Annotated in this window: 17 protein-coding genes; 10 read left to right on the forward strand and 7 right to left on the reverse strand. The window is 76.6% G+C overall.

Annotation, left to right across the window (positions count from 1 at the left end):
- Positions 1–11 precede the first annotated feature (11 nt).
- The 5 genes from hutI to hutH are packed head-to-tail and all read right to left on the reverse strand — an operon-like array spanning position 12 to position 6,955.
- Positions 12–1,166 carry an imidazolonepropionase gene (gene hutI, locus SJY06_RS12480; protein WP_380167856.1) on the reverse strand — a complete coding sequence of 385 codons (1,155 nt, stop codon included), beginning with the start codon at positions 1,164–1,166 and terminating at the stop codon, positions 12–14.
- Positions 1,163–2,500, reverse strand: coding sequence for a formimidoylglutamate deiminase (locus SJY06_RS12485; protein WP_380167857.1), 1,338 nt, complete (start codon positions 2,498–2,500; stop codon positions 1,163–1,165). Before SJY06_RS12485 ends, hutI begins: the two co-directional genes overlap by 4 nt.
- Positions 2,497–3,726 (reverse strand): allantoate amidohydrolase, encoded by a 1,230-nt coding sequence (locus tag SJY06_RS12490; protein ID WP_380167858.1) that lies wholly within the window; start codon positions 3,724–3,726, stop codon positions 2,497–2,499. The genes SJY06_RS12485 and SJY06_RS12490 overlap by 4 nt, the downstream gene beginning before the upstream one ends.
- 3 nt (positions 3,727–3,729) lie before the next feature.
- Entirely contained in the window at positions 3,730–5,385 is a 1,656-nt protein-coding gene (gene hutU / locus SJY06_RS12495; protein WP_380167859.1) for a urocanate hydratase, read from the reverse strand.
- 31 nt (positions 5,386–5,416) lie between these two features.
- Positions 5,417–6,955 carry a histidine ammonia-lyase gene (gene hutH, locus SJY06_RS12500; protein WP_380167860.1) on the reverse strand — a complete coding sequence of 513 codons (1,539 nt, stop codon included), beginning with the start codon at positions 6,953–6,955 and terminating at the stop codon, positions 5,417–5,419.
- A gap of 91 nt (positions 6,956–7,046) precedes the next feature.
- Between hutH and SJY06_RS12505 the strand changes: the two genes are divergently transcribed.
- From SJY06_RS12505 to SJY06_RS12515, 3 genes are all read left to right on the forward strand, one after another.
- Positions 7,047–7,865: an IclR family transcriptional regulator gene (locus tag SJY06_RS12505; protein ID WP_380167861.1), complete on the forward strand. Its 819-nt coding sequence runs from the start codon at positions 7,047–7,049 to the stop codon at positions 7,863–7,865.
- Positions 7,866–7,960: 95 nt separating this feature from the next.
- On the forward strand, positions 7,961–9,343 hold the full coding sequence (locus tag SJY06_RS12510) for a hemolysin family protein (protein ID WP_380167862.1): 1,383 nt from the start codon (positions 7,961–7,963) through the stop codon (positions 9,341–9,343).
- Positions 9,340–10,395, forward strand: a complete 1,056-nt coding sequence (locus SJY06_RS12515) for a hemolysin family protein (protein ID WP_380167863.1) — start codon at positions 9,340–9,342, stop codon at positions 10,393–10,395. The genes SJY06_RS12510 and SJY06_RS12515 overlap by 4 nt, the downstream gene beginning before the upstream one ends.
- On the opposite strand, the gene SJY06_RS12520 is transcribed toward SJY06_RS12515, so the two are convergent.
- Positions 10,373–11,203 (reverse strand): sulfurtransferase, encoded by an 831-nt coding sequence (locus SJY06_RS12520; RefSeq protein WP_380167864.1) that lies wholly within the window; start codon positions 11,201–11,203, stop codon positions 10,373–10,375. The two genes, SJY06_RS12515 and SJY06_RS12520, sit on opposite strands and share 23 nt — an antisense overlap.
- A 91-nt stretch (positions 11,204–11,294) precedes the next feature.
- On the opposite strand from SJY06_RS12520, the gene SJY06_RS12525 reads away from it, so the two are divergent.
- The 4 genes from SJY06_RS12525 to SJY06_RS12540 all read left to right on the forward strand — a co-directional run bounded on the left by SJY06_RS12525 (position 11,295) and on the right by SJY06_RS12540 (position 17,787).
- Positions 11,295–11,912, forward strand: coding sequence for a TetR/AcrR family transcriptional regulator (locus SJY06_RS12525; RefSeq protein ID WP_380167865.1), 618 nt, complete (start codon positions 11,295–11,297; stop codon positions 11,910–11,912).
- Positions 11,913–11,964: 52 nt separating this feature from the next.
- Positions 11,965–14,790, forward strand: a complete 2,826-nt coding sequence (locus SJY06_RS12530; protein WP_380167866.1) for an MMPL family transporter — start codon at positions 11,965–11,967, stop codon at positions 14,788–14,790.
- On the forward strand, positions 14,787–17,042 hold the full coding sequence (locus SJY06_RS12535) for a hypothetical protein (RefSeq protein ID WP_380167867.1): 2,256 nt from the start codon (positions 14,787–14,789) through the stop codon (positions 17,040–17,042). Before SJY06_RS12530 ends, SJY06_RS12535 begins: the two co-directional genes overlap by 4 nt.
- 67 nt (positions 17,043–17,109) lie before the next feature.
- Positions 17,110–17,787 (forward strand): DUF3105 domain-containing protein, encoded by a 678-nt coding sequence (locus tag SJY06_RS12540; RefSeq protein ID WP_380167868.1) that lies wholly within the window; start codon positions 17,110–17,112, stop codon positions 17,785–17,787.
- 31 nt (positions 17,788–17,818) lie between these two features.
- Here the strand turns inward: SJY06_RS12540 and SJY06_RS12545 are convergent, their stop codons facing one another.
- Positions 17,819–18,676: an IclR family transcriptional regulator gene (locus SJY06_RS12545; protein ID WP_380167869.1), complete on the reverse strand. Its 858-nt coding sequence runs from the start codon at positions 18,674–18,676 to the stop codon at positions 17,819–17,821.
- A 78-nt stretch (positions 18,677–18,754) separates the two neighbouring features.
- Between SJY06_RS12545 and SJY06_RS12550 the strand changes: the two genes are divergently transcribed.
- From SJY06_RS12550 to SJY06_RS12560, 3 genes are all read left to right on the forward strand, one after another.
- Complete coding sequence (locus SJY06_RS12550) at positions 18,755–19,531, forward strand: SDR family oxidoreductase (protein ID WP_380167870.1); 777 nt, start codon at positions 18,755–18,757, stop codon at positions 19,529–19,531.
- Positions 19,532–19,604: 73 nt separating this feature from the next.
- Positions 19,605–21,146 (forward strand): FAD-binding oxidoreductase, encoded by a 1,542-nt coding sequence (locus tag SJY06_RS12555; RefSeq protein WP_380167871.1) that lies wholly within the window; start codon positions 19,605–19,607, stop codon positions 21,144–21,146.
- On the forward strand, positions 21,143–22,564 hold the full coding sequence (locus SJY06_RS12560; protein WP_380167872.1) for an FGGY-family carbohydrate kinase: 1,422 nt from the start codon (positions 21,143–21,145) through the stop codon (positions 22,562–22,564). The genes SJY06_RS12555 and SJY06_RS12560 overlap by 4 nt, the downstream gene beginning before the upstream one ends.
- Positions 22,565–22,578: the final 14 nt, after the last annotated feature.

The raw sequence follows: 22,578 nt of genomic DNA on the forward strand, positions 1-22,578 counted from the left end.
ACCGGGACCGCTCACAGGTCGAGCGCGCGGGCGGTGGGCATGCCGGGGCGGTAGGCCAGGTGCACGTGGCTGGGCCCGTCGACGACGGTGACGTCGGCGCGCGCCCCCACGCCGAGGCGGCCGACGTCGTCGCGACGCAGCGAGGCGGCGGCCCCGGCCGTGGCCGCGTGCAGCGCCTCGGCCGGGCTCAGGCCGCACTCGCGCACGGCCAGGGCGATGACGAACGGTACCGAGCTGGTGGCGCAGGTGCCCGGGTTGCAGTCCGAGCCCAGGGCGAGCCGGACGCCCGCGTCCAGCAGCCGGCGTCCGTCGGGGTACGGCGTGCGGGTGGAGAACTCGACGCCCGGCAGCAGCGTCGCCACGGTGGCGGACCCGGCCAGGGCGGCCACGTCGTCACCGGTGAGGAACGTGCAGTGGTCGACGCTGGCCGCGCCCAGCTCCACCGCCAGGCGCACCCCGGGGCCGGGTGCGAGCTGGTTGCCGTGCACCCGCAGCCCGAGCCCGGCCGCCCGCCCGGCCAGCAGGACGGCGCGGGCCTCGTCGGCGTCGAAGGCGTGCGGGCTGGCCGGCTCGCAGAACACGTCGACCCAGCGGGCCAGCGGAGCGCAGGCGGTGAGCATGGCGCCGGTGACCAGGTCGAGGTAGTCGTCCCGGTCGGCGCCGGCCGGGACGACGTGCGCGCCCAGGAACGTCGTCTCGGTCGTCACCTCGCCCGCGAGCCGCAGGGCGCGGACCTCCGAGGCGACGTCCAGGCCGTACCCGCTCTTGACCTCCAGCGTCGTGGTGCCCGCGGCCCGGGCCTGCGCCACCCGCCGGGCCAGCAGGGCCCGGAGCTCGTCGTCGCCCGCCGCGGCCGTCGCGGCCACGGTGGCGGCGATGCCCCCGCCGTCGTAGCGCTGCCCGGCGGCCCGCGCCGCGAACTCCGCCGCCCGGTCCCCGGCGTGCACGAGGTGGGTGTGCGGGTCCACGAACCCGGGCACCACGGCGCGACCACCCAGGTCGCGCGCGCCGTCGCAGGACGGCGCGGACGCCGCCGGGCCGACCCAGGCGACCCGGCCGGCGTGGACCACCAGGGCCGCGTCGGCCAGCAGCCCCAGCGCCGAGCCGTCGCCCAGGCCGGGGTCGTTGGTGACCAGCTCGGTGATGCCGTGCAGCAGCGTGCTCATCCGCGGCCTCCGACGGGGCCGACGTCGAGCGCGGCGATCGCGTCGCCGAGCAGGCGGGCGACGTCACCCAGGACGTGCCGGCCGTCGGAGACGACGGTCCGGCCCTGGACGACGACGGTGTCGACGTCGCCGGCCCCGGCCACCAGCGGCACCTGCTCGGGCCGGCAGCCGGCGGTGCGGACGGTGTCCAGCCGCACGGCCACCAGGTCCGCGAGCGCCCCCACCGCCAGCCGGCCCGCCTCGGGCCAGCCGATCCGGTCGTGGCCGGTGGCGGTGGCCAGCAGCTCGGCCGGGGTGAAGCAGCCGCGGCGCCCGCCGGCCAGCCGCTCGTGCATCTCCACCCCGCGGGCCTCGCCCAGCAGGTCGGCCACGGCGTGCTGGTCGGAGCCGACCGACAGCGGTGAGCCCGCCCGCCGCAGCGCGAGGGCCGGACCGATCCCGTCGGCCAGGTCCTGCTCGGTGCTCGGGCACAGGCACACGCCGGTGCCGCCGGCGCCGAGCAGCCGGACGTCGGCGGCGTCCACGTGGGTGGCGTGCACGGCCGTCGTCGCGGGTCCGAGCACGCCCTCGGCGTCCAGCAGGGCCACGGGGGACAGGCCGTGCGCCTGCCGGCAGGCGGTGTTCTCGGCCGGCTGCTCCGACACGTGCACGTGCAGCGGACGGCCGGCGGCGACCTCGACCACCCGGCGCAGCGCCGGCCGCGGCACGGCGCGGACCGAGTGCGCGGCGACCCCGACCCGCGTGCCCGCCGACGGGCGCAGCGCGTCGACCCGCTCGGCCCAGGCGTCGACGTCGGCGTCGGCGAAGCGCCGCTGCGTGCCCGTCACCGGCTGCGGGCCGTCGACCCCGAGGCCGCCGGCCAGGTAGCAGGTGTCCAGCAGCGTGAGCCGCAGCCCGGCGTCGGCCGCCGCCTGCCGCAGCGCCTCGGCCATCGCGTTGGGCTCGGCGTAGGGCCGCCCGTCGGGGCCGTGGTGCAGGTAGTGGAACTCACCGACCCCGGTCACCCCGGCCAGCACCAGCTCGGCGTACGCCGCCCGGGCCAGGGCGAGGTAGGTGTCGGGGTCCAGCCGGTCGGCCACGGCGTAGGCCTGCTCGCGCCAGGTCCAGAACGACCCGCCCCCGGCGTGGGTGCGCCCGCGCAGGGCCCGGTGGAACGCGTGGCTGTGACCGTCGGCCAGCCCGGGCAGCACCACCCCGGGCAGCCGCACGGCGCCCGCGGGGGACCCGCCCGGGACCACCGCGCTGAACATCCCGCCCGTGACCTCCAGACGCACGTCGGTGGCCATGCCCCCGGGCAGCCAGGCGTGCTCGGCGAACCACGCCGACGTGCTCACCGGTGCTCCGCCGCGACCGGGGCCGCGCCGACGAGGTCGGTCAGGACCGCGGTCAGCGCCGCCACCCCGGCCAGGCAGTCGTCGCGCTCGGCGTGCTCGTGCGGGGAGTGCGACACCCCGGTCGGGTTGCGCACCAGCAGCATCGTCGTCGGCACGCCGGCCGCGGCCAGGACCCCCGCGTCGTGGCCCGCCCCCGTGCCCAGGACGGGGGCGTCGCCGAGCAGGGCGGCCGCGCGGGCCGTCAGGGCGGGGTCGAAGCGGGTGGCGGCCGTGAGCGACTCCGGCTCGGGCTCGACCCCGGCGGCCCGCGTCACGTCCGCCACCACGGCCTCGACCGCGGCGGCGTCCTCGCTGCGGACGTCGAGCCAGGCCCGGGCCGCCGAGGCGATCGCGTTGGTGCCGTTGGGGGTGACGTCGAGGCGCCCGACCGTGGCCAGGGCCCCGTGCCGCTCCGCGGCCGCCCGCGCCGTGAGGACCAGGTGGGCCAGGCGCAGCACGGCGTCGTCGCGGTCCGGCAGCGGCGTGGTGCCGGCGTGGTCGGCGCGCCCGGGCAGGTCGAAGCGCCAGCGCCCGTGCGGCCAGATCGACGCGCCCACCCCGACGGGCCGGTCGTGGTGCACCAGCCCCCGGCCCTGCTCCACGTGCAGCTCCACGAACGCCCCCACCCGGGACAGGGCGCGCGGGTCGGCACCGAGGGAGCCCGGGTCGTGCCCGGCGGCCTCGTAGGCCTCGGCCAGCGTGGTGCCCTCGTCGTCCCGCAGCGCCCGCGCCCGGTCGGGGTCCAGCGCCCCGGTCAGCAGCCGGGTGCCAGCACAGGCCACGCCGAAGCGGGCCCCCTCCTCGTCGGCGCTGACCAGCACCCCGACCGGTCGGGTCAGGGCCACCCCGGCCGCCCGCAGCGCGTCGAGCGCCGCCAGGGCCGACACCACCCCCAACGGGCCGTCGAACGGCCCGCCGGAGGGCACGGAGTCCAGGTGCGACCCGACGACGACCCCGGGGTCCCCGGTCCGGACCGCGGCGTCGGGGTCGCCCCACCAGGCCCACAGGTTGCCCGCGCGGTCCTGGTCCACGTCGAGCCCACGGGAGCCGGCCGCGGCGACGAACCACTCCCGCAGGTCGCTGTCGGTCCGGGTCCACGCGAACCGGTCGTACCCGCCGCGGCGGGAGCGGCCCAGCGGCGCCAGCTCGGCCCACATGGCGTCGAACGAGGCGGGGGAACCGCTCACGCCTCAGCCCTCCCGCATCGGCACGCGCACCCGCTGGGCCTCGGCGGTCCGGTCGGCGACGTCGTAGCCGGCGTCGACGTGACGGATGACGCCCATGGCCGGGTCGTTGGTCAGCACCCGGCGCAGCTTCTGCCCGGCCAGGTCCGTGCCGTCGGCCACGCAGACCTGACCGGCGTGCAGCGAGCGGCCGATGCCGACCCCGCCGCCGTGGTGCAGCGACACCCACGACGCGCCGCTGGCCGTGCTGACCAGCGCGTTGAGCAGCGGCCAGTCCGCGATCGCGTCGGAGCCGTCGGCCATGCCCTCGGTCTCGCGGAAGGGCGAGGCGACGCTGCCGCAGTCCAGGTGGTCCCGCCCGATGGCCAGCGGGGCGCTCAGCTCGCCCGAGGCGACCATGTCGTTGAACCGCTCGCCCGCGGCGGCGCGCTCGCCCAGGCCCAGCCAGCAGATCCGCGCGGGCAGGCCCTGGAACGCGATCCGCTCCTGCGCCCCGCGCAGCCAGGTGCGGAGCCGGTCGTCGTCCGGGAACAGGTCGAGCATCGCGGCGTCGGTGGCGGCGATGTCGGCCGGGTCGCCCGACAGCGCCGCCCAGCGGAACGGCCCCCGGCCCTCGCAGAACAGGGGACGGATGTACTCCGGCACGAAGCCCGGCACCTCGAAGGCCCGGGTGCAGCCGCCGAGGCGGGCCTCCTCGCGGATGGAGTTGCCGTAGTCGAACGCCTGGGCGCCGGCGTCGCGGAAGCCGACCATGGCCTCCACGTGGCGGGCCATCGACTCACGGGACCGGTCGGTGAACCCGTCGGGGTCCTTGGCGGCCAGGTCGGCCCAGTCGGCCAGGTCCACGCCGCTCGGCAGGTACGACAGCGGGTCGTGGGCGCTGGTCTGGTCGGTGACCACGTCGACGTCCACGCCGCGGCGCAGCAGCTCCGGCAGGATGTCGGCGCAGTTGCCGACCAGCCCGACCGACAGCGCCCGCCGCTCGCGGCGAGCGGCCAGGCAGCGGGTCAGCGCGTCGTCCAGGTCGTCGCCCACCTCGTCCAGGTAGCGGTGCTCGACGCGCCGGTGCAGCCGGCCGGGGTCGACGTCGACCACCAGGCAGACCCCGCCGTTGAGGGTCACCGCCAGCGGCTGCGCCCCGCCCATCCCGCCGCAGCCGCCCGTCACGGTCAGCGTCCCCGCCAGCGTCCCGCCGAAGTGCCGGTCGGCGACGGCGGCGAAGGTCTCGAACGTGCCCTGCACGATGCCCTGGGTGCCGATGTAGATCCACGAGCCGGCCGTCATCTGGCCGTACATCGTGAGCCCGAGCGCCTCCAGGCGGCGGAACTCCGGCCAGGTCGCCCACTGCGGGACCAGGTTGGAGTTGGCGATCAGCACGCGCGGGGCCCACTCGTGGGTCTGCATGACGCCCACGGGCTTGCCCGACTGCACCAGCAGCGTCTCGTCGTCGGCCAGCGTGGTCAGGGTGCGGACGATGCCGTCGTAGCTGGCCCAGTCCCGCGCGGCGCGGCCGGTGCCGCCGTAGACGACCAGGTCGTCCGGGCGCTCGGCCACCTCGGGGTCGAGGTTGTTCATGAGCATCCGCAGCGGCGCCTCGGTCTGCCAGGACCGGGCGGTCAGCGTGGTGCCGCGCGCGGCGCGGACGGGACGGGCTCCGATCACGGGGTGCCTCCGGGGTGGGGGGTGGTGGGGGTCATCGCAGGTCGCCCACGACCTGCTCGGCGTCACGGAGCACGGCCCCGGACCGGACGTGGGCGACTGCGGCCTCGATCTCGGGGGACAGGAACCGGTCCGGGCCCGGACCGGGCACGTGCGCCCGCAGCCCCGCCACCACCGCGGCGGTGGCCGGGGCGGGGGTGAGCGGGCCGCGCAGCTCCAGGGCCCGGCCGGCCACCAGCAGCTCGACACCGAGGACGCGGGTCAGCCCGTCCAGCGCGCGGCGCAGCGACCGGGCCGCCGACCACCCCATCGACACGTGGTCCTCCTGCATGGCGCTGGAGGGGATCGAGTCCACCGACGCCGGGGCCGCGAGCCGCTTGAGCTCGCTGACCACGGCGGCCTGCGTGTACTGGGCGATCATCAGCCCCGAGTCCACGCCGGGGTCGTCGGCCAGGAACGGCGGCAGGCCGTGGCTGCGGGCCGGGTCCAGCATCCGGTCGGTGCGCCGCTCGGCCATGCTCGCGACGTCGGCGACGACCACGGCCAGGAAGTCCAGGACGTAGCCGACCGGGGCGCCGTGGAAGCTGCCGTTGCTCTCGACCCGGCCGTCGTCGGTCAGGACGGGGTTGTCCACCGTGGCGGCCAGCTCGCGCCCGGCGACGGTCTCGGCGTGGGCGAGGGTGTCCCTGGCCGCCCCGTGGACCTGCGGGGCGCAGCGCAGCGAGTAGGCGTCCTGGACCCGGGTGCACGCCGGGCCGCGGTGGCTGGCCATCACGCCGGACCCGGCGAGCAGGGCGCGCAGGTTGGCGGCGCTGTCGGCGATCCCGGGGTGGGGGCGCAGCGCGGCCAGGTCCGCGGCGAAGGCGCTGTCGGTGCCCAGCAGCGCCTCCACCGACAGCGCGGCGGTCACGTCGGCCGTGCGCAGCAGGACGCGCAGGTCCTCGCACGCCAGCAGCAGCATGCCGAGCATGCCGTCGGTGCCGTTGAGCAGGGCCAGGCCCTCCTTCTCGCGCAGCTCCAGCGGCTCGATCCCGGCGGCGGCCAGCGCCTCGCCCGCCGGGAGCAGCCGGTCGTCGGCGTCGCGGACCTCGCCCTCGCCCATGGCCGCCAGGGCGCAGTGCGCCAGCGGGGCCAGGTCGCCGGAGCAGCCCAGCGACCCGTGCTCGCGGACCACCGCGGTCAGGCCGGCGTCCAGCAGCGCCGCGTAGGTCGTCGCCGTGACGGGACGGACCCCGGTGCGCCCGGTCGCCAGGGTGGCCAGGCGCAGCAGCATGAGCGCCCGGACCACCTCGCGCTCCACCTCGGGCCCGGTGCAGGCGGCGTGGGAGCGGACCAGGCTGCGCTGCAGCCGGCTGCGCTGCTCCACCGGGATGTGGAGGGTGGCCAGCGCGCCGAAGCCCGTGGAGATGCCGTAGTGCGGCTGCGGGTCGTCCGCGAGGGCCTCCACCACGGCCCGGCCCCGGGCCAGCGCGGCCAGGGCGTCGGGGCCGACCCGTACGCCGGCGCCGTGGCGGGCCACCGCGACGACCTCGCGGGCGGTGAGCGGGCCGGTGCCGACCTCGACGACGTCCATGCCCCCATGTCAGCGCTCCGCCGGGCCCGCCCGCCACGGTCGCGCGGCAGGTACCGTCCGGGATCACAGACACCGACGGACGGGGGAGCGCGTGGAGCGGGTGCAGGTGCCGGCCGGTGCGCAGGTGCCGGCCGCCGCGCAGGTCCTCGCGGTGCTGCGCTGGCTGGCCGGCCAGGCCGCACCCGTGCCGGCGGCGGCGGTCGCCCGCGCCCTGGACCTGCCGCGCTCGACGACCTACCACCTGCTGGCCGAGCTGGTCGGGCAGGGCTTCGTCGTGCACGTGGCCGAGCAGCGGCGCTACGCGCTGGGCGTGGCCGCCTACGAGATCGGTCACGGCTACACCCGGCAGGCGTCGCTGCAGCGGCTGGCCCGGGTGCCCATGGACGACCTGGTGGCCCGGACGGGGCACACGGCGCACCTGGCCGTGCTGGCCGGTCGCGAGGTCGTCTACGTCATCGAGGACCGGGCCCCGGGCCGGGCCCCGCTGGTCAGCGACGTCGGCGTGCGGCTGCCGGCGCACCTGACCGCGACGGGCCGGGCCCTGCTGGCGGCGCTGCCGGCCGCGCACGTGCGGGCGCTGTTCGGCGACCGGTCGGCCTTCGTGCTGCGGCACGAGGCGGGACCCACGTCGGCGTCGCAGCTGCGGGCGCTGCTGGCCGGCACCCGTCGGCGGGGCTGGGCGGAGGAGGCCGACGAGGTGACGCCGGGGTTCGCGTCGGTGGCCGCGGCGGTGCTCGACGCGGCCGGCCACCCGGTCGCGGCGGTGGCGGTCACGTTCCCGGCGGGCGAGGTCGACGGGCCCGCCCGGGCGGGCCTGGCCGCGGCCGTGACCGCCGTCGCGCGGCGGCTGAGCCGTCGGGTGGGTGGCGCGCCGCCCGTGGGTCGCAGAAGTCCCACCACGGGGGGATGAGCCGTACCATCGACCCTCATGGATCCTGCGTCACATAGCCATCCCCGCCCCGACGAGCGAAGTACCGGCGCGACGACGGGTGGGGCCATCATCTGATGGAGATCGCGCTCTCGCTCCTGCTCGGGTTCGTCGTCGTCCTGCTCATCACCGCCGCCACGGGCTACTTCGTGGCCCAGGAGTTCGCCTACGTCGCCGTGGACCGGTCGTCGCTGGCCGCCAAGGCCGCCGCCGGGGACACCACCGCCAAGCGGACGCTGTCCATCACGCGCCGCACCTCGTTCATGCTGTCCGGGGCCCAGCTGGGCATCACCGTGACGGCCCTGCTCGTCGGCTACGTGGCCGAGCCGCTCATCGGGCAGTCGCTCGGCACCATCCTGGGCGGCGTCGGCGTGCCGACCGGGATCGGCGTGGCCGTCGGCACCGTCCTGGCCCTGGTCGTCTCCACGCTGGTCCAGATGCTGTTCGGCGAGCTGTTCCCCAAGAACCTGGCCATCGCCCGGCCCGAGCCGGTGGCCCGCTGGCTGTCCCGCTCCACCGTCGCCTACCTGACGGTGTTCGGCTGGCTGATCTGGGTCTTCGACCAGGCCTCCAACCTGCTGCTGAAGGCCCTGCGGATCGAGCCCGTCCACGACGTCGAGCACTCGGCGACCGCCCGCGACCTCGAGCACATCGTCGAGGAGTCCCGCGAGAGCGGTGACCTGCCCGAGGAGCTGTCGCTGCTGCTGGACCGCATCCTCGACTTCCCGCACCAGGACGTCGAGCACGCCATGATCCCGCGGCACCGGGTCGACGTGGTCGGCACGGACGAGCCGCTGCACGAGGTCCGCGTGCGCATGAGCGCGGGACACTCGCGCTACCCCGTCCTGGACGACGAGGGCGAGGTCGTGGGTGTCGTGCACCTGGACGACGTGCTGGCCCACGGCGGCGCCCCGGGCACCGCCGGGCAGATCATGCGCGAGGCGCTGGTCCTGCCCACCCTGATGGCGCTGCCGGACGCCCTGCGCGAGCTGGGCCGGACCCGCAACCAGCTGGCCTGCGTGGTGGACGAGTACGGCGGCTTCGACGGCGTGCTGACCATGGAGGACGTGGCCGAGGAGCTGGTCGGGGAGATCACCGACGAGCACGACGACGAGGACGGCCCGAGCGGCGAGTCCTCCGACGACGGCCGCTGGCTGGTGGACGGCGAGGCCCACGTGGACGAGGTCGAGCGCCTGCTCGGCACCGACCTGCCGCAGGGCGACTACGAGACGCTGGCCGGCCTGGTCATCGCCACGCACGGCGGCCTGCCCGCCGTCGGCACGGTCCTGGACGTGGAGCTGCCGCCGGACCCCGCGGACCTGGTCAACGACGGCGACCCCGTGGCGCGGTACCTGCGCGCCGAGGTCGTCGAGGTCGAGCACCACGTGCCCGCGTCCGTCCGGTTGGAGCTGGTGCCGGTCGAGGAGCACGCCCCCGAGCCCGAGGAGGCCCGGCGATGACCGACAACCCGTGGCTGCTCGCCCTCATCACCGCCGCCATCATCGCCGCGAGCGCGTTCTTCGTGGCCGTCGAGTTCGCCCTGCTGGCGGCCCGCCGCAGCCGGCTGGAGGACGCCGCGCCCAACAGCGCGGCCGCCCGCGCGGCCCTGCGCTCCTCCTCCGAGCTGACGGTCCTGCTGGCCGGGTCGCAGCTGGGCATCACGGTGTGCGCCCTGGCGCTCGGTGCCATCACCAAGCCCGCCGTGCAGTACTCCCTCACCCCGTGGATCGCCTCCTTCGGCGGGCCCGACTGGATCGCGGGCGTGGCCGGGTTCGCCCTGGCCCTGGTCGTCGTCACGTTCCTGCACCTGGTCGTGGGCGAGATGGCGCCCAAGTCCTGGGCCATCGCCCACCCCGAGAAGTCCGCGATCATGCTGTCGATCCCGATGCGCGGGTTCATGTGGCTCACCCGGCCGCTGCTGACCGCCCTCAACGAGGCCGCCAACTGGTGCCTGCGCCGGGTGGGTGTGGACCCCGCCAACTCGGTGGCGACCGGTCACACGCCGGACTCGCTGCGCCAGCTGGTCGAGCACTCCGTCGACGCGGGCGTGCTGACCGAGGAGTACTCCACACAGCTGCGCGGGGCGCTGGAGCTGCAGGAGCTGCAGGTGCGCGACCTGCTCCGCCCGGACGCGCGGGCCACCTCGGTGCCGCCGGGGGCCACGGTGGCCGACGTCCAGGCCGCCACCCAGGCGTCCGGTCACCTGCGCATCCTGGTCGGCGACGAGCAGACCGTGGCGGGCGTGGTGCACGTGCGCGACACCCTGGCCATGGCGCCGGAGGAGCCGGTGACCGACCTGGTCCGGGAGCCGTTCGAGCTGCACCCGGACCTGCCGGTGCACGAGGCGCTGGCGCAGATGCGCGCGACCAGCACCCACCTCGCGGTGGTGCGGGAGGACGGTCGGCTGCTGGGCGTGGTGACGCTGGCCGACGTGCTTCGCCGGCTCGTGCCCCAGGTGGAGGTCCTCGCGGCCTCGCCGGCCGGGCGGCTCAGCGCGGCCGGTCGCCGGTGACCACGGGCCGGTCCGCCGCCGCGGTCCAGCCGGAGTAGGAGCCGGGCCACAGCCGGCCGGGCGGCAGGCCGGCGTGCTGGCGCACCAGCAGGGTGAAGCAGGCCGTCACCCCGGAGCCGCACGAGGCGACCACGTCGGCCGCCGCTCCCGCCCCGACGGCGTCGAACCCCGCCCGCAGCCGGTCGGGCGGGAGCAGGCGGCCGTCGGGGCCGAGCGCGGTGGTGGCCGGCAGGTTGACCGCGCCCGGCACGTGGCCGGGGCGGGGGTCGACCGGTTCGTGCTCACCGCGGTACCGGGCGGCCTCGCGGGCGTCCAGCAGCACCGACTCCGGGGCGGTGGCCGCCGTCAGGTCCACCAGCAGCCCGCCCGGCCAGGGCCGGACCTCGGGGGTCGTGCGGGCTCGGTGCACGGGGCCGTGCGCCCAGGGCCCGGGCCAGGCGTCGGTGCCGCCGTCCAGCAGCGACGCGCGCCGGCCGGTGACCCGCAGCAGCCACACCAGCCGGGCGGCGACGCGACCGCCGGCGTCGTCGTAGGCCACGACGTGGTCGTCGTCGGCGACGCCCGCGCGGGCCAGCCCTTCCGTGAAGCGCTCCGGGCTCGGCAGGGGGTGCCGGCCGTCGTCGGGGCCGCCCGACGGGCCGGTGAGCCACGCGTCCAGGTCCAGGAACACCGCGCCGGGCAGGTGGGCCCGGTCGTGCGCGTCGGCGCCCGAGCGCCCGTCCAGGTACCAGCGGACGTCCACGAGCACGGGCGCGGGGGACAGCGCGGCCAGGTCGGCCACGGCCACGACGGGCGGTGGTGGGGTCACGCCCCCGACGCTAGGCCGTCGTGACGCCGGGCGGGTGGTTCGGACCGGCGGATTTGCCACCCGGACCAGATCGGTCCACCCTGAGACCATCATGGTCGCAAACGACATCGGGACGGTCCGCGCCCCCAGCCGCACGGCCCGCCCGTCGGCCGACGAGATCGACGCCGCCATCCTGGACACGGCGGCCGAGGTGTTCGCCCGGCACGGTTTCGCCGGCACGTCGGTGCAGCAGGTGGCCGACGCCGTCGGCTACTCCAAGACCGGCCTGCTGCGGCGGTTCCCGTCCAAGCAGGCGCTCTACGACGCCGTCGTGGAGCACGTGAGCGACCAGCTCGGCGTCCTGCGCGAGCAGACCGTCGGGGCGCGTCGCCCGGGCGGCGGGGCGCAGATCGTCCGCACGGCCGCCTCGGCCGCCTTCGCCCACCCCGGCGCCGTCCTGCTCATGCTCGAGGCGATGCGCTCGGTCACCGACCTGCCGCACGCCGACCGGCTGGGCGAGCTGGCCCACCTGCTGGTCCAGGACCTGACCCTGGACCTCGCCGACGGCCGCGACCAGCTCCGCGCCGTGCTCGCCGTCCAGCTGGTGGCCAACGCCGCCCTGCTGACCATCACCCCGGAGGCCCAGGCCTTCGGGGTCACCCCCGCGCAGGTGCACGACCTCGCGGTCGAGCTCGCCAGCGACGTGCTCGGCGCCCCCGGCGCCCCCTGACCCTGCACGCCCCACCCGTCGCCCCCGGCGACCCGTTCCTCCGAGGACAGCCATGTCGTCGCTCCTGTACTCCTTCGGTCGCCTGGCCCACCGGCGCTGGCGTGCCGTGCTCCTGGTGTGGCTGCTCGTGCTCATCGGTGCCGGCACCGCCGCGCTGACCCTCAACCAGGGCACGAGCGACTCCTTCTCCATCCCGGGGACCGAGTCCCAGGAGGCCCTCGACCGGCTCGACGCGACGTTCCCGCAGGTCGCGGGCTCGTCGGTGCAGCTGGTCGCGCGGGCCGAGGGCGGTCTGGACGACGAGGCCGTGCTGGCCTCCGTCGCCGACGTCGTGGCCCAGGTGGAGGACCTCGACGAGGTGAGCGCGGTGCTCAGCCCGCTGGGCTCCGACGGCGGGCTCGGCCCGGACGCGCAGGTCTCCGACGACGGCGACACCCTGCTGGTCAACGCCCAGCTGGACGTGGGCCGGGACGACGTCACCGAGCAGCTGCGGGACGAGGTGTCGGCCATCGTGGCCGACGCCTCCGACGCGGACGTCACCTGGGTCGCGGGCGGGGACGCGTTCGCCGTGCAGACCGTGGCGCTCAGCTGGGTCGAGCTGGTCGGCCTGGCGGTGGCCGCGGTCGTGCTCACGCTCACCCTGGGCTCGCTGCTGGCCGCGGGCATGCCCATCGTCGTCGCCCTGGTGGGGGTGGGCGTGGCCATGGCCGTGGTGTTCGCCTCGACGGTGGTGGTCGAGCTGTCGAGCACGGCGCCGCTGCTGGCCGTCATGATCGGCATCGCGGTCGGCATCGACTACTCGCTGTTCGTGCTGGCCCGGCACCGGGACCAGCTGGGCGAGGGCATGGACCCCGAGGAGTCGACGGGACGGTCGGTGGCCACCGCCGGCTCCGCGGTCGTGTTCGCCGGCCTGACCGTCATGATCGCCCTGGCCGGGCTGTCGGTCGCGGGCATCCCGTTCCTGACCGTGATGGGGATCTCGGCCGCCCTCGCGGTCGCCGTCGCCGTGCTGGTCGCGCTGACGCTGCTGCCCGGGTTCATGGGTCTGGCCGGGCACCGCCTGGCGCCCCGGGCCCGGCGCTCCCGCCGACCGGCCCGCACCGCCGGCGGCCCGGCCGGCCGCTGGCTGGCCGTCGTCACCTGGCGGCCGCTGGTCACCGTCGTCGTCCTCACCGCCGGTCTGCTGGTCGCGGCGCTGCCCGCCCTGGACCTGCGCCTGGCCCTGCCGGACGCCGGCACCGCGGCCGCGGACACCCCGGCCCGCACCACCTACGACCTGCTGAGCGAGGAGTTCGGCGCCGGCTTCAACGGCCCGCTCATCGTCACCGGCGACATCGTGGCCAGCACCGACCCGCTCGGCCTGGTCGACGACGTCGCCGAGGAGATCCGCGCCCTGGACGGCGTGGCCGCGGTGCCGCTGGCGACGCCCAACCAGGGCGCCGACACGATGATCGTCCAGGTCGTGCCCGAGGGCGGCCCGGCCTCGGACGAGACCCGGCAGCTGGTCCAGGACATCCGCGACCTGCGCGAGCCGATCTCCGACGAGCTCGGCGTCGACATCGCCGTGACCGGGGCCACGGCCGTGGCCATCGACATCTCCGACCTGCTGCTGCGGGCGCTGCTGCCGTTCGTCCTGCTGGTCGTCGGGCTGTCGCTGGTGCTGCTGGCCATGGTGTTCCGATCGGTCTGGGTGCCGGTCACGGCGGCGGTGGGCTACCTGCTGTCCATCGGGGCGGCGCTCGGCGCGGTCGTCGCGGTCTACCAGTGGGGCTGGCTGGAGGGCCCGCTGCACACCGTCGCCCTGGGCCCGGTGATCAGCTTCATGCCGATCCTGCTGCTGGGCATCCTGTTCGGGCTGGCCATGGACTACCAGGTGTTCCTGGTGTCCCGGATGCGGGAGCACTGGGTGCACGGCGAGGACGCGCGCGACGCGGTCCGCACCGGGTTCACCTCGGCGGCCAAGGTCGTCGCGGCCGCCGCCGTCATCATGTTCGCCGTCTTCGCGGCCTTCGTGCCCGAGGGCGACGCCACCCTGCAGCCCATCGCCCTCGGCCTGGCGGTCGGCGTGTTCGTCGACGCGTTCGTGGTCCGGATGACCCTGATCCCGGCCGTCATGACGCTGCTGGGGGAGCGGGCCTGGTGGCTGCCCGCCTGGCTGGACCGGCTGCTGCCGAGCTTCGACGTCGAGGGCGAGGGCCTGACCCGCCAGCTCGCCCTGGCCGACTGGCCCGTCCCGGACGCGGGGCCGGGGGTCTACCTGGGCGAGGCCGAGGTCGCCGCGGGGGAGCGGGACGCCCTGCGCACCGGCCAGGCCCTGCTGCTGGGACCGGTGTCGGTTGTCGCGCCGCCCGGGCACCTGGTGCTGGCCGAGGGCGGTGACCGCACCGCCCGGACCGCCCTGGCCATGCTGCTGGCCGGGCGCACCGCGCCGAGCCACGGCGCGGTCAAGGTCGCCGGGGCCGTCCTGCCGCAGCAGGCGGTCCGCGCCCGCCGCGCCGTCGCCCTGGTCCGGGCGGTCGAGGAGGCCGACCTGCCGGGCGCCGTGCGTCGCGCGGTCGCCGGCCCCCGGCCCGCCACGGTGGTCGTGGTGGAGAACCTCGAGCGGGCCGACTCGCCCGAGGTCCGCCAGGAGGTGCTCGACCTGCTCGCCCAGGACTGCCTGACCCGGGGCGTCACGGCCGTGCTGACGGTCGCCTCGCACGAGGGCCGCTCCCTGGTCCTGCCGGTGGACGTGCCCGTCGTCCACCTCGACCTGGACGCCGTCGCGCCGTCCCAGGACGCCTGGGTCACCGACCAGGACCCCGCCCCGGGGCCCGACCCCGCCGGACCGGTCGACGACCACGCCTACGCCCAGACCGTCGGAGGGCCCCGCTCATGAGCCGCACCACCAGCTGGACCGCACCGTCCCGACGCCGCCGGGCCGCCGTCGTCGCAGGCCTGGGCCTGGTGCCCGCCCTGGTCGCGGGCGCCCTGGCCTGGGGCCTGTACGACCCCGTCGACGACCTGGACCGGATCGAGGCCGCGGTCGTCAGCCTCGACGAGCCCGTCGAGGTGGACGGCGACCTGGTGCCCCTGGGCCGGCAGGTCGTGGCCGCCCTGACCGCGGGCGTCGGCCTGGACGGCGAGCCGATCGACGTCGAGGGGGCCCCGACCGGGATCACCTGGACCCTGACCGACACCGACGGCGCCCAGGACGGCCTGACCACCGGTCGCTACGCCGCCGTGGTCACCATCCCGGAGGACTTCTCGGCCGCCGCCACGTCCCTGTCGGCCAAGGACCCCGACGACGCCGGCTCGGCCACCATCGACGTGGCCACGGCCGACGACGGCCCGGTCGCCGACAGCGCCGTCGCGGCGGCCGTGGGTGACGTCGTCGCCGCCACCCTGGGCGGGGAGCTGACCACCACCTACGTGGAGAACCTGTACGTCGGCTTCAGCGACGTCGCGGGGTCGCTGAGCGACGCCGCCGACGGGGCGACCGAGCTGCGGGACGGCTCCGGCCAGCTCGCCGACGGGCTGGCCGCCAGCGGCGACGGCGCGCAGGACCTGGCCACGGGTCTGGGCGAGCTGAGCAGCGGCACGTCGCAGCTGGCCGACGGCACGGGTGATCTGGCCGACGGGGCCGGCGCGGGCGCCGACGGGGCCGACGCCCTCGCCGACGGCCTCGCCCGGCTCAGCGAGGGCAGCCGCAGCCTGCCCGCGGACACCCGGTCGCTGGCCGACGGCGCCCAGGAGGTGGCCGGCGGCACGGGTGAGCTGGCCTCGCAGCTCGGCCTGCTCGCCGACGGCCTCGACGAGGCCGCCACCGGTGCGGCCGCCCTGCCCGAGGGCACGGGCACGCTGGCCGGGCTCGCGGGCCAGGTCGACGACGGCGTGGCGGGGCTGGCCGGCGGTACGGCCGGGGTGTCCGACCTGGCCGGGCAGTCCCTGGCCGCCTGCCAGGACGGCGGCGGCGAGGCGTGCACGACGCTGCTGCAGCAGCTGGTGGGCACGGCCGACGGGGTCGCGGGCGGCGCGGCGGACCTGACGGCCGCGTCGGCCGGTCTGGCCGGCGGGCTGGCCGAGCTGGACGAGCAGGCCGCCGAGGTGCCCGCCGGGATCCGGGAGGCCGCCGACGGGGCCCGCGCCGCCGCCGACGGCACGTCGCAGCTGGCCGATGGCGCGCAGCAGCTCGCCGACGGCAGCGACGCCCTGGCCGACGGGCTGCCCGCCCTGACCTCCGGGATCGCGGCCTCGGCTGACGGGGCGCGTGAGCTGGCCGACGGCACGTCGCAGCTGGCGGCGGGGGTGCGGGAGCTCGACTCGGCCGCGGGCCAGCTGGCCGACGGGGCCGGCAGCGCCGCGTCCGGGGCGGGCGAGCTCGCCGACGGCACCGCCCAGCTGGGCGAGGGCGCGACGGGCCTGACCGACGGGGCGGACCAGCTCGCGAGCGGGCTGGCCGAGGGCGCCGAGCAGGTGCCGACCTACGACGAGTCCCAGCGCCGGCGCCTGGCCGACGTGGTCGCGGCCCCGGTCGCCACCACCAGCGCCGACGTGAGCACGACCGGCCAGCGGGGCATCGCCTACCTCGCCGTCCTGGCCGCGGGTATCGGCGCGCTGGCCACGTTCCTGGTGCTGCGGGCCGTGCCCCGCCGGGCGGTGAGCAGCCGGTCCGGCTCGCTGCGGCTCGCGCTGCAGGCCTTCGCCCCCGCGGTGGCGGTGGTGCTGCTGCAGGCGGTCCTGGTGACGCTCGTGCTGGCCGTGACGCTCGACCTGACCTTGGGCCGGACGCTGGCCGTGGCCGGGGTGCTCCTGGTCGTCGGGCTGGCCCTGGCGGCCACCAACCAGGCGCTGGTCGCCTGGCTGGGCGGCGCGGGGCGGCTGGTGTCGGTGGCGGTGCTGGCGCTGAGCGTGCCCGCCGCCCTGGTCGGCACGGCCCCGGAGGTCGTCCGCGCCGTGGTCGGCTGGACGCCGTTGGCGGCGGCGACCGACGCGCTGCGGGCGGCCGTCCTGGCCGACGGGGCCGGCGGCGCCGTCGCGACGCTGCTGGTGTGGACCGTGGCCGCGCTGGCGCTCAGCGTGCTGGCGGTGCGGCGGGTGCGATCGGTGGGCCCGGCCCGGATCGGTCGGCTGTCCACCCGCCCGGCGTGAGGGCGGGCGCCTGCGCGACACTGCTGCCCGGGGCCGGCGGTCGGCCCCGGACGGCGGAGGAGACGGTGTGAGCACGGCGACGAGCGAGCAGGCCCCACGGGGCGTCACGACCTGGGGGCCGCTGCGCACCGTGTCGTTCATCCTCGTCACGTCGCTGGCGGGGGCCCTGCTGGTCGGCGGCGCCGCCTTCGCCGCGCTCACGTTCGTCGTCGGCCCCGGTGGCCTGGCCGGACCCGGTGGTCTGGCCGGGCTCGGTGGCACCGACGGGTCGGGCGTGCGGGCCGACGGGTCCATCGAGGGCGTCCGCACGTTCGAGGGCCTGACCAACCGGCACCAGGACGAGCCGGTCGACTACGCGCAGCACCCGCCGGTGGGCGGGGACCACCTGGCGGTCTGGCAGGACTGCGGGTTCTACGACGCGCCGGTCGTCACCGAGGCGGCCGTGCACTCGCTGGAGCACGGTGCGGTCTGGCTGACCTACGACCCCGACCTGGGCCCCGAGCAGGTCGAGCGGCTGCAGCAGCTGGCCGCGAGCAACCCCTACCTGCTGGTCTCACCCGTGCGGGACCTGCCCTCGCCGCTGGTGGCCAGCGCCTGGGGGCTGCAGCTGCAGCTCGACGACGTCGCCGACCCCCGGCTGCCGGCGTTCCTCGTCGCCTACCAGCAGGGGCCCCAGAACCCCGAGCCCGGGGCGCCGTGCTCCGGCGGGCTGGCCGGCACCGCGTCGCAGCTGTCCCAGGTCTGAGGCCGCCCCGGGCACCGGGCACCGGGCCCCGTCAGCCGCCGGGGGCGGGGGCGCCGAGCTGGGTCGACAACGTGGCCGCGCAGCGGGCGAGGTAGGAACCCAGCTCGTCGAGCCGCTCGCCCAGACGGGTCCGCGGCGCGCTGACGTTCAGGGCCGCGACGACCGAGCCGGTGGCGTCGCGGACCGGCGACGACGCGGCCACGACCCCGGTCTCCAGCTCCTCGTCCGAGACGGCCCAGCCCCGCCGCCGGACGCGGGCCAGCTCGGCGTGCAGGCTCAGCAGGTCACGCACCACCACGCGGGCGGGGTCCGGCGCCGCCGGGACCGAGAAGGCGCCGAGCGCGGGCGGGGTCGGGTGGTCGACGAGCCCGGCGTCCTGGCCGTGCGCCGCGTACCAGGAGTCGACCGACGCCCGGTCCCAGTCGCTGATCAGCACCCGTCCCGACGGGGTGAGCCAGGCGGCCGTCGTCGACCCGGCCCAGGCGAGCGTGCCCACCTGCTGAGGGCTGACCTCGCTGACGAGCGTCAGGACGTTGCCGCCGCGCAGCACGCACAGGTGGGTGGTCTCGCGCAGCTGGTGGACCATCTGCCGCAGCACCGGTCGCGCCTGGCGCGCCAGCGACGACTCGGCGGTCAGGGCCGCCAGGGCGTACAGCCGCGGGCCGAGGGAGTAGGTGAGCCGGTGCGGGTCGCGGCTCACCAGCCCCGCGTCGGCCAGCGTGGCCAGGGCGCGGGACACGGCCGCCTTGTCCCGGCCGAGGGCCGCCGCGACCCGCAGGACGCCCAGCCCGCCCTCGCCGGTGCGCTCGGCGTCGGCCAGCAGGTCGAGCACCGCCACGTCACGGGCGAGACCGGAGGTGTTGCGGCGGACCGTCGGCGGCTGCGGCATCGGGACAGCCTGGCACGCGCGTTGACATATGGACAACACGCGTTGCGTCGAATCACCCGGACCTGTCACGTTCCTGGGGTGGACATCACGGACTTCGGCCTCGACACGTTCTCGCTGGCCGGGCGCCGGGCCATGGTCACCGGGGGGAACACCGGCCTGGGCCGGGCCTTCACCGTCGCGCTCGCCCGGGCCGGGGCCGACGTCTACGTGCCCACGGTCGCCGACGACGACGGCGTCACCGAGCGCCTCGTCACCGGAGCCGGCCGCCGCTACGTGCAGGCGCGCCGCGACCTCGCCGCCCCGGGCGAGCCGGCCCGCGCGGTGGCCGACTGCGTTACCGCGCTCGGCGGGATCGACGTGCTCGTCAACTCCGCCGGCATCTGCCTGCTGGCCGACGTGGAGGACTTCGACCGGGACGCCTGGGACCCGATGGTGGCGCTCAACCTGACGGCCGCCTTCGAGACGGCGCACCACGCCGGTCGGCACATGACCGCCCAGGGCGCCGGCAAGATCATCAACGTCGCCTCGCTGTTCGCCTACCTCGGCGGGCGCCGCTCCCCGGCCTACGCGGCCACCAAGGCCGGGGTGGTCGGCTTCACCAAGGCCTACTGCGACGAGCTGGCCGGTCGGGGGGTCCAGGTCAACGCCATCGCCCCCGGGTACTTCGCCACCGCCATGACCGAGGCCGCCCGGGCCGACGTCGACGCCGACCGCCGGGTGGTCGAGCACATCCCGGCCGGCCGCTGGGGGGACCCGGGCGACCTGATGGGCGCCACGGTCTTCCTGGCCTCGCGCGCGTCGGACTACGTCAACGGCCACGTCCTCGTCGTCGACGGCGGCTACCTCGTCCGCTGAACCGCACCGTCCGCTGAACCGCACCGCTCGCTGAACCGCACCCCGCACCCTCCGACAGGAAGGCCCCACCCCCATGGTCAGCTCCCGATCCCGCCTCGACCGCGCCGAGGTCGTGGCCGCCGTGACGGCCCTGCTGCGCCCGGACCAGGTCGACACCGACGAGGCCCGGCTGCGGGCCAGCAGCGTGGACCGGTTCCGCAAGTACACCGCGGCGCACGGCATCTACGACGGCCCGTTGCCCGCGGCGGTGGTCTACCCCGAGTCCACCGAGGAGGTGTCCCGGCTGCTGGACCTGGCCCAGCGCGAACGCATCGCCGTCGTGCCCCGCACCGGCGGCACCAGCACCGAGGGCGGTCTGGAGACCGTCGTCGAGGACTCGCTGGTCGTGGACGGCTCGCGGCTGGACCGCGTCCTGGGCGTCGACGTCGACAACATGATGGTCACCGTCCAGTGCGGCGTCCCGCTGCAGGCGCTGGAGGACTCCCTGCGCGCCCAGGGCCTCACCACGGGCCACTCGCCGCAGTCCAAGCCGGTCGCGCAGCTGGGCGGTCTGGTCGCCACGCGCTCCATCGGCCAGTTCTCGACGCTGTACGGGGCGATCGAGGACATGGTGGTCGGCCTGGAGGCCGTGCTCCCCGGCGGCGACGTCGTGCGGGTCAAGAACGTCCCCCGCCGCGCGGCCGGGCCGGACGTCCGGCACGTGCTCATCGGCAACGAGGGGGCGCTGGCGTACGTCACCGAGGTCACCGTCAAGCTGTTCCGCCACCACCCCGGCACGACCAGGTACCGGGGGTTCCTGCTGCCGGACTTCGCCGACGGGGTGCGTCTGCTCCGGGAGGTCGTCACCACGGGCTACCGGCCGTCGGTGGCGCGGCTGTACTCCCCGGAGGACGCCCGCCAGCACTTCGCCGACCACCCGGGTGACATGAACCTGGTCGTCCTGAGCGCCGAGGGCCCCGAGCCCCTGGTGCACGCCACGACCGGGGCGATCGAGCAGATGGCGGCCGAGCTCGGCGCCCGGCCGCTGCCCGAGGAGCGCATCCGCAGCTGGTTCGAGGGTCTCAACTGGGGCCAGGACAAGATCGACGCCGAGCGGGCGAGCATGGTCGAGCACGCCCACCTGGGCTTCACGACCGAGGTGTCCGTCGACTGGTCCCGCACGGCCGAGCTGTACGAGGCCGTCATGACCCGGGTGCGGACGACGTTCCCGCGCGCGGCCGACCTGACCCTGCTCGGGGCCCACTCCTCGCACTCGTACCAGACGGGTACCAACCTGTACGTGGTCTACGACTACGAGATCCGCTGCGACCCCCGCGACGAGATCGACCTGTACCACCGGCCGATCAACGCCATCGTGGTGGAGGAGGCGCTGCGGCTGGGCGGCTCGATGGTGCACCACCACGGGGTCGGCAAGTACCGCACGCCCTGGGTTCAGCAGGAGCACGGTAGCGCCTACCGGCTGCTGGCCGGGCTCAAGCGCGAGCTCGACCCGCGCAACGTGATGAACCCCGGCTCGGTCTTCCCCGTCGACGCGGCCGGCGACGCCGTCCTGGACGTCCTGGACGCGGCGGACCTCCCGCCGGCCGACGGCCACCCGGCCCCGGCGGCGCCGTGACCGCCTACCTGCTGGCCGTCGACGGCGGCTCGCAGAGCACCAAGGTGTCGGTCGTCGACACGGCGGGGCGGGTGCACGCCACGGCCCAGGTGCCGCTGCGTCCCTACGAGCTCGGTCCCGGCGGGCGGGCCGTGCACCCCGACGACGACCTGTGGGACAGCCTGGTGCTGGCGTGCCGCCGCGCGCTGGCGGCCTTCGACGGCGACCCGGGCGACCTGGTGGCCGTCGGGCTGTGCGGGATCCGGTTCTGCCGGGCCCTGCTGCGCGCCGACGGCCGGCTCGCCGAACCCGTACTCAGCTGGATGGACGCCCGCGTCTCGCAGCCCATGGGCCCAATCGGCCCCGACGTCGCGACGGTGACCAGCGCCGGCGGGTACCTGGCCGTGCGGCTGACCGGTCGCCGGCGCGACAGCGCGGCGGCCTTCCGCGGCATGTGGCCCCTCGACCCGACCACCGGCCGCTGGTCGCCGGACCCGGCCGAGCACGAGCGGACCGGCATGCCCGCGCACCTGCTGCCGGAGCTCGTCGACCCCGCCGGCCTGCTCGGTCGGGTCACGGCCGAGGCGTCGGCGCAGACGGGTCTGCCGGTGGGCCTGCCCGTCCACGCCACCGCCAACGACAAGGCCGTCGAGGCGCTCGGCTGCGGCCTGCTCGAGGCCGGGCCGGTGCTGCTGTCGCTCGGGACCTACGTCGCGGCCATGACGGTGGGGGAGGGTCCTCGCCCCGACGACGACCGCTGCTGGGTCAACGCCGCGGCGGTCCCCGGTCGCTACCTGTACGAGAGCGCCGGGATCCGCCGCGGCATGTGGACGGTGTCGTGGCTGCGCCGGCTGGTGAGCGCGGCGGCCCCCGACGCGGTCGGGACCGAGGCCGTGCAGCAGTGGCTCGACGCGGGTGCGGCGGACGTGCCGCCCGGCTGCGGCGGCCTGGTGACGCTGCCGGACTGGTTGGCCCCGGGGCACGCCCCGCACCGGCGGGGCGCCGTCATCGGCTTGGACGGCTCGCACGGGCCGCACCACCTGCACCGCTCGGTCCTCGAGGGCATCGTCATGACGATGCGCGGGCACACCGAGGCGATGGAGCAGGCCCTGGGGCGTGCGCCCGGTCGACTGCTGGTGTCCGGCGGCGGGTCGCGTTCGGACCTGATGGCCCAGCTCGTGGCCGACGTGTTCGGCCGACCGGTGGAGCGGGCCGCGGTCGCCGACGCCGCCGGGCTCGGGGCGGCGGTCTGCGCCGCGGTGGGGCACGGGGTCCACGACGGGTTCGAGGCCGCGGTCGCGGCGATGTGCCGGGCGGGGGACCCGATCCAGCCGGACCCGGACGCGAGCGCCGCCTACGACGCGCTCGTGCCGGCCTACCTCGACCTGACCCGGCACACCGACCCGGTGATGGAGCAGCTGGCGGCGCTGCGAGCGTGACCGGACGTAGGGTC

Origin of the sequence: Jannaschia sp. R86511 (genome assembly GCF_042466345.1) — a bacterium.
Taxonomy (GTDB): domain Bacteria; phylum Actinomycetota; class Actinomycetes; order Actinomycetales; family JBBAYJ01; genus Aquipuribacter.

Excerpts from the sequence above, each read along its gene's own strand:
- hutI (WP_380167856.1), bottom strand. The coding sequence starts at position 1,166 with ATGAGCACGCTGCTGCACGGCATCACCGAGCTGGTCACCAACGACCCC.
- hutH (WP_380167860.1), bottom strand. The coding sequence starts at position 6,955 with ATGGACGTCGTCGAGGTCGGCACCGGCCCGCTCACCGCCCGCGAGGTC.
- SJY06_RS12510 (WP_380167862.1), top strand. The coding sequence starts at position 7,961 with ATGGAGATCGCGCTCTCGCTCCTGCTCGGGTTCGTCGTCGTCCTGCTC.
- SJY06_RS12515 (WP_380167863.1), top strand. The coding sequence starts at position 9,340 with ATGACCGACAACCCGTGGCTGCTCGCCCTCATCACCGCCGCCATCATC.
- SJY06_RS12525 (WP_380167865.1), top strand. The coding sequence starts at position 11,295 with ATGGTCGCAAACGACATCGGGACGGTCCGCGCCCCCAGCCGCACGGCC.
- SJY06_RS12530 (WP_380167866.1), top strand. The coding sequence starts at position 11,965 with ATGTCGTCGCTCCTGTACTCCTTCGGTCGCCTGGCCCACCGGCGCTGG.
- SJY06_RS12535 (WP_380167867.1), top strand. The coding sequence starts at position 14,787 with ATGAGCCGCACCACCAGCTGGACCGCACCGTCCCGACGCCGCCGGGCC.
- SJY06_RS12545 (WP_380167869.1), bottom strand. The coding sequence starts at position 18,676 with ATGCCGCAGCCGCCGACGGTCCGCCGCAACACCTCCGGTCTCGCCCGT.
- SJY06_RS12555 (WP_380167871.1), top strand. The coding sequence starts at position 19,605 with ATGGTCAGCTCCCGATCCCGCCTCGACCGCGCCGAGGTCGTGGCCGCC.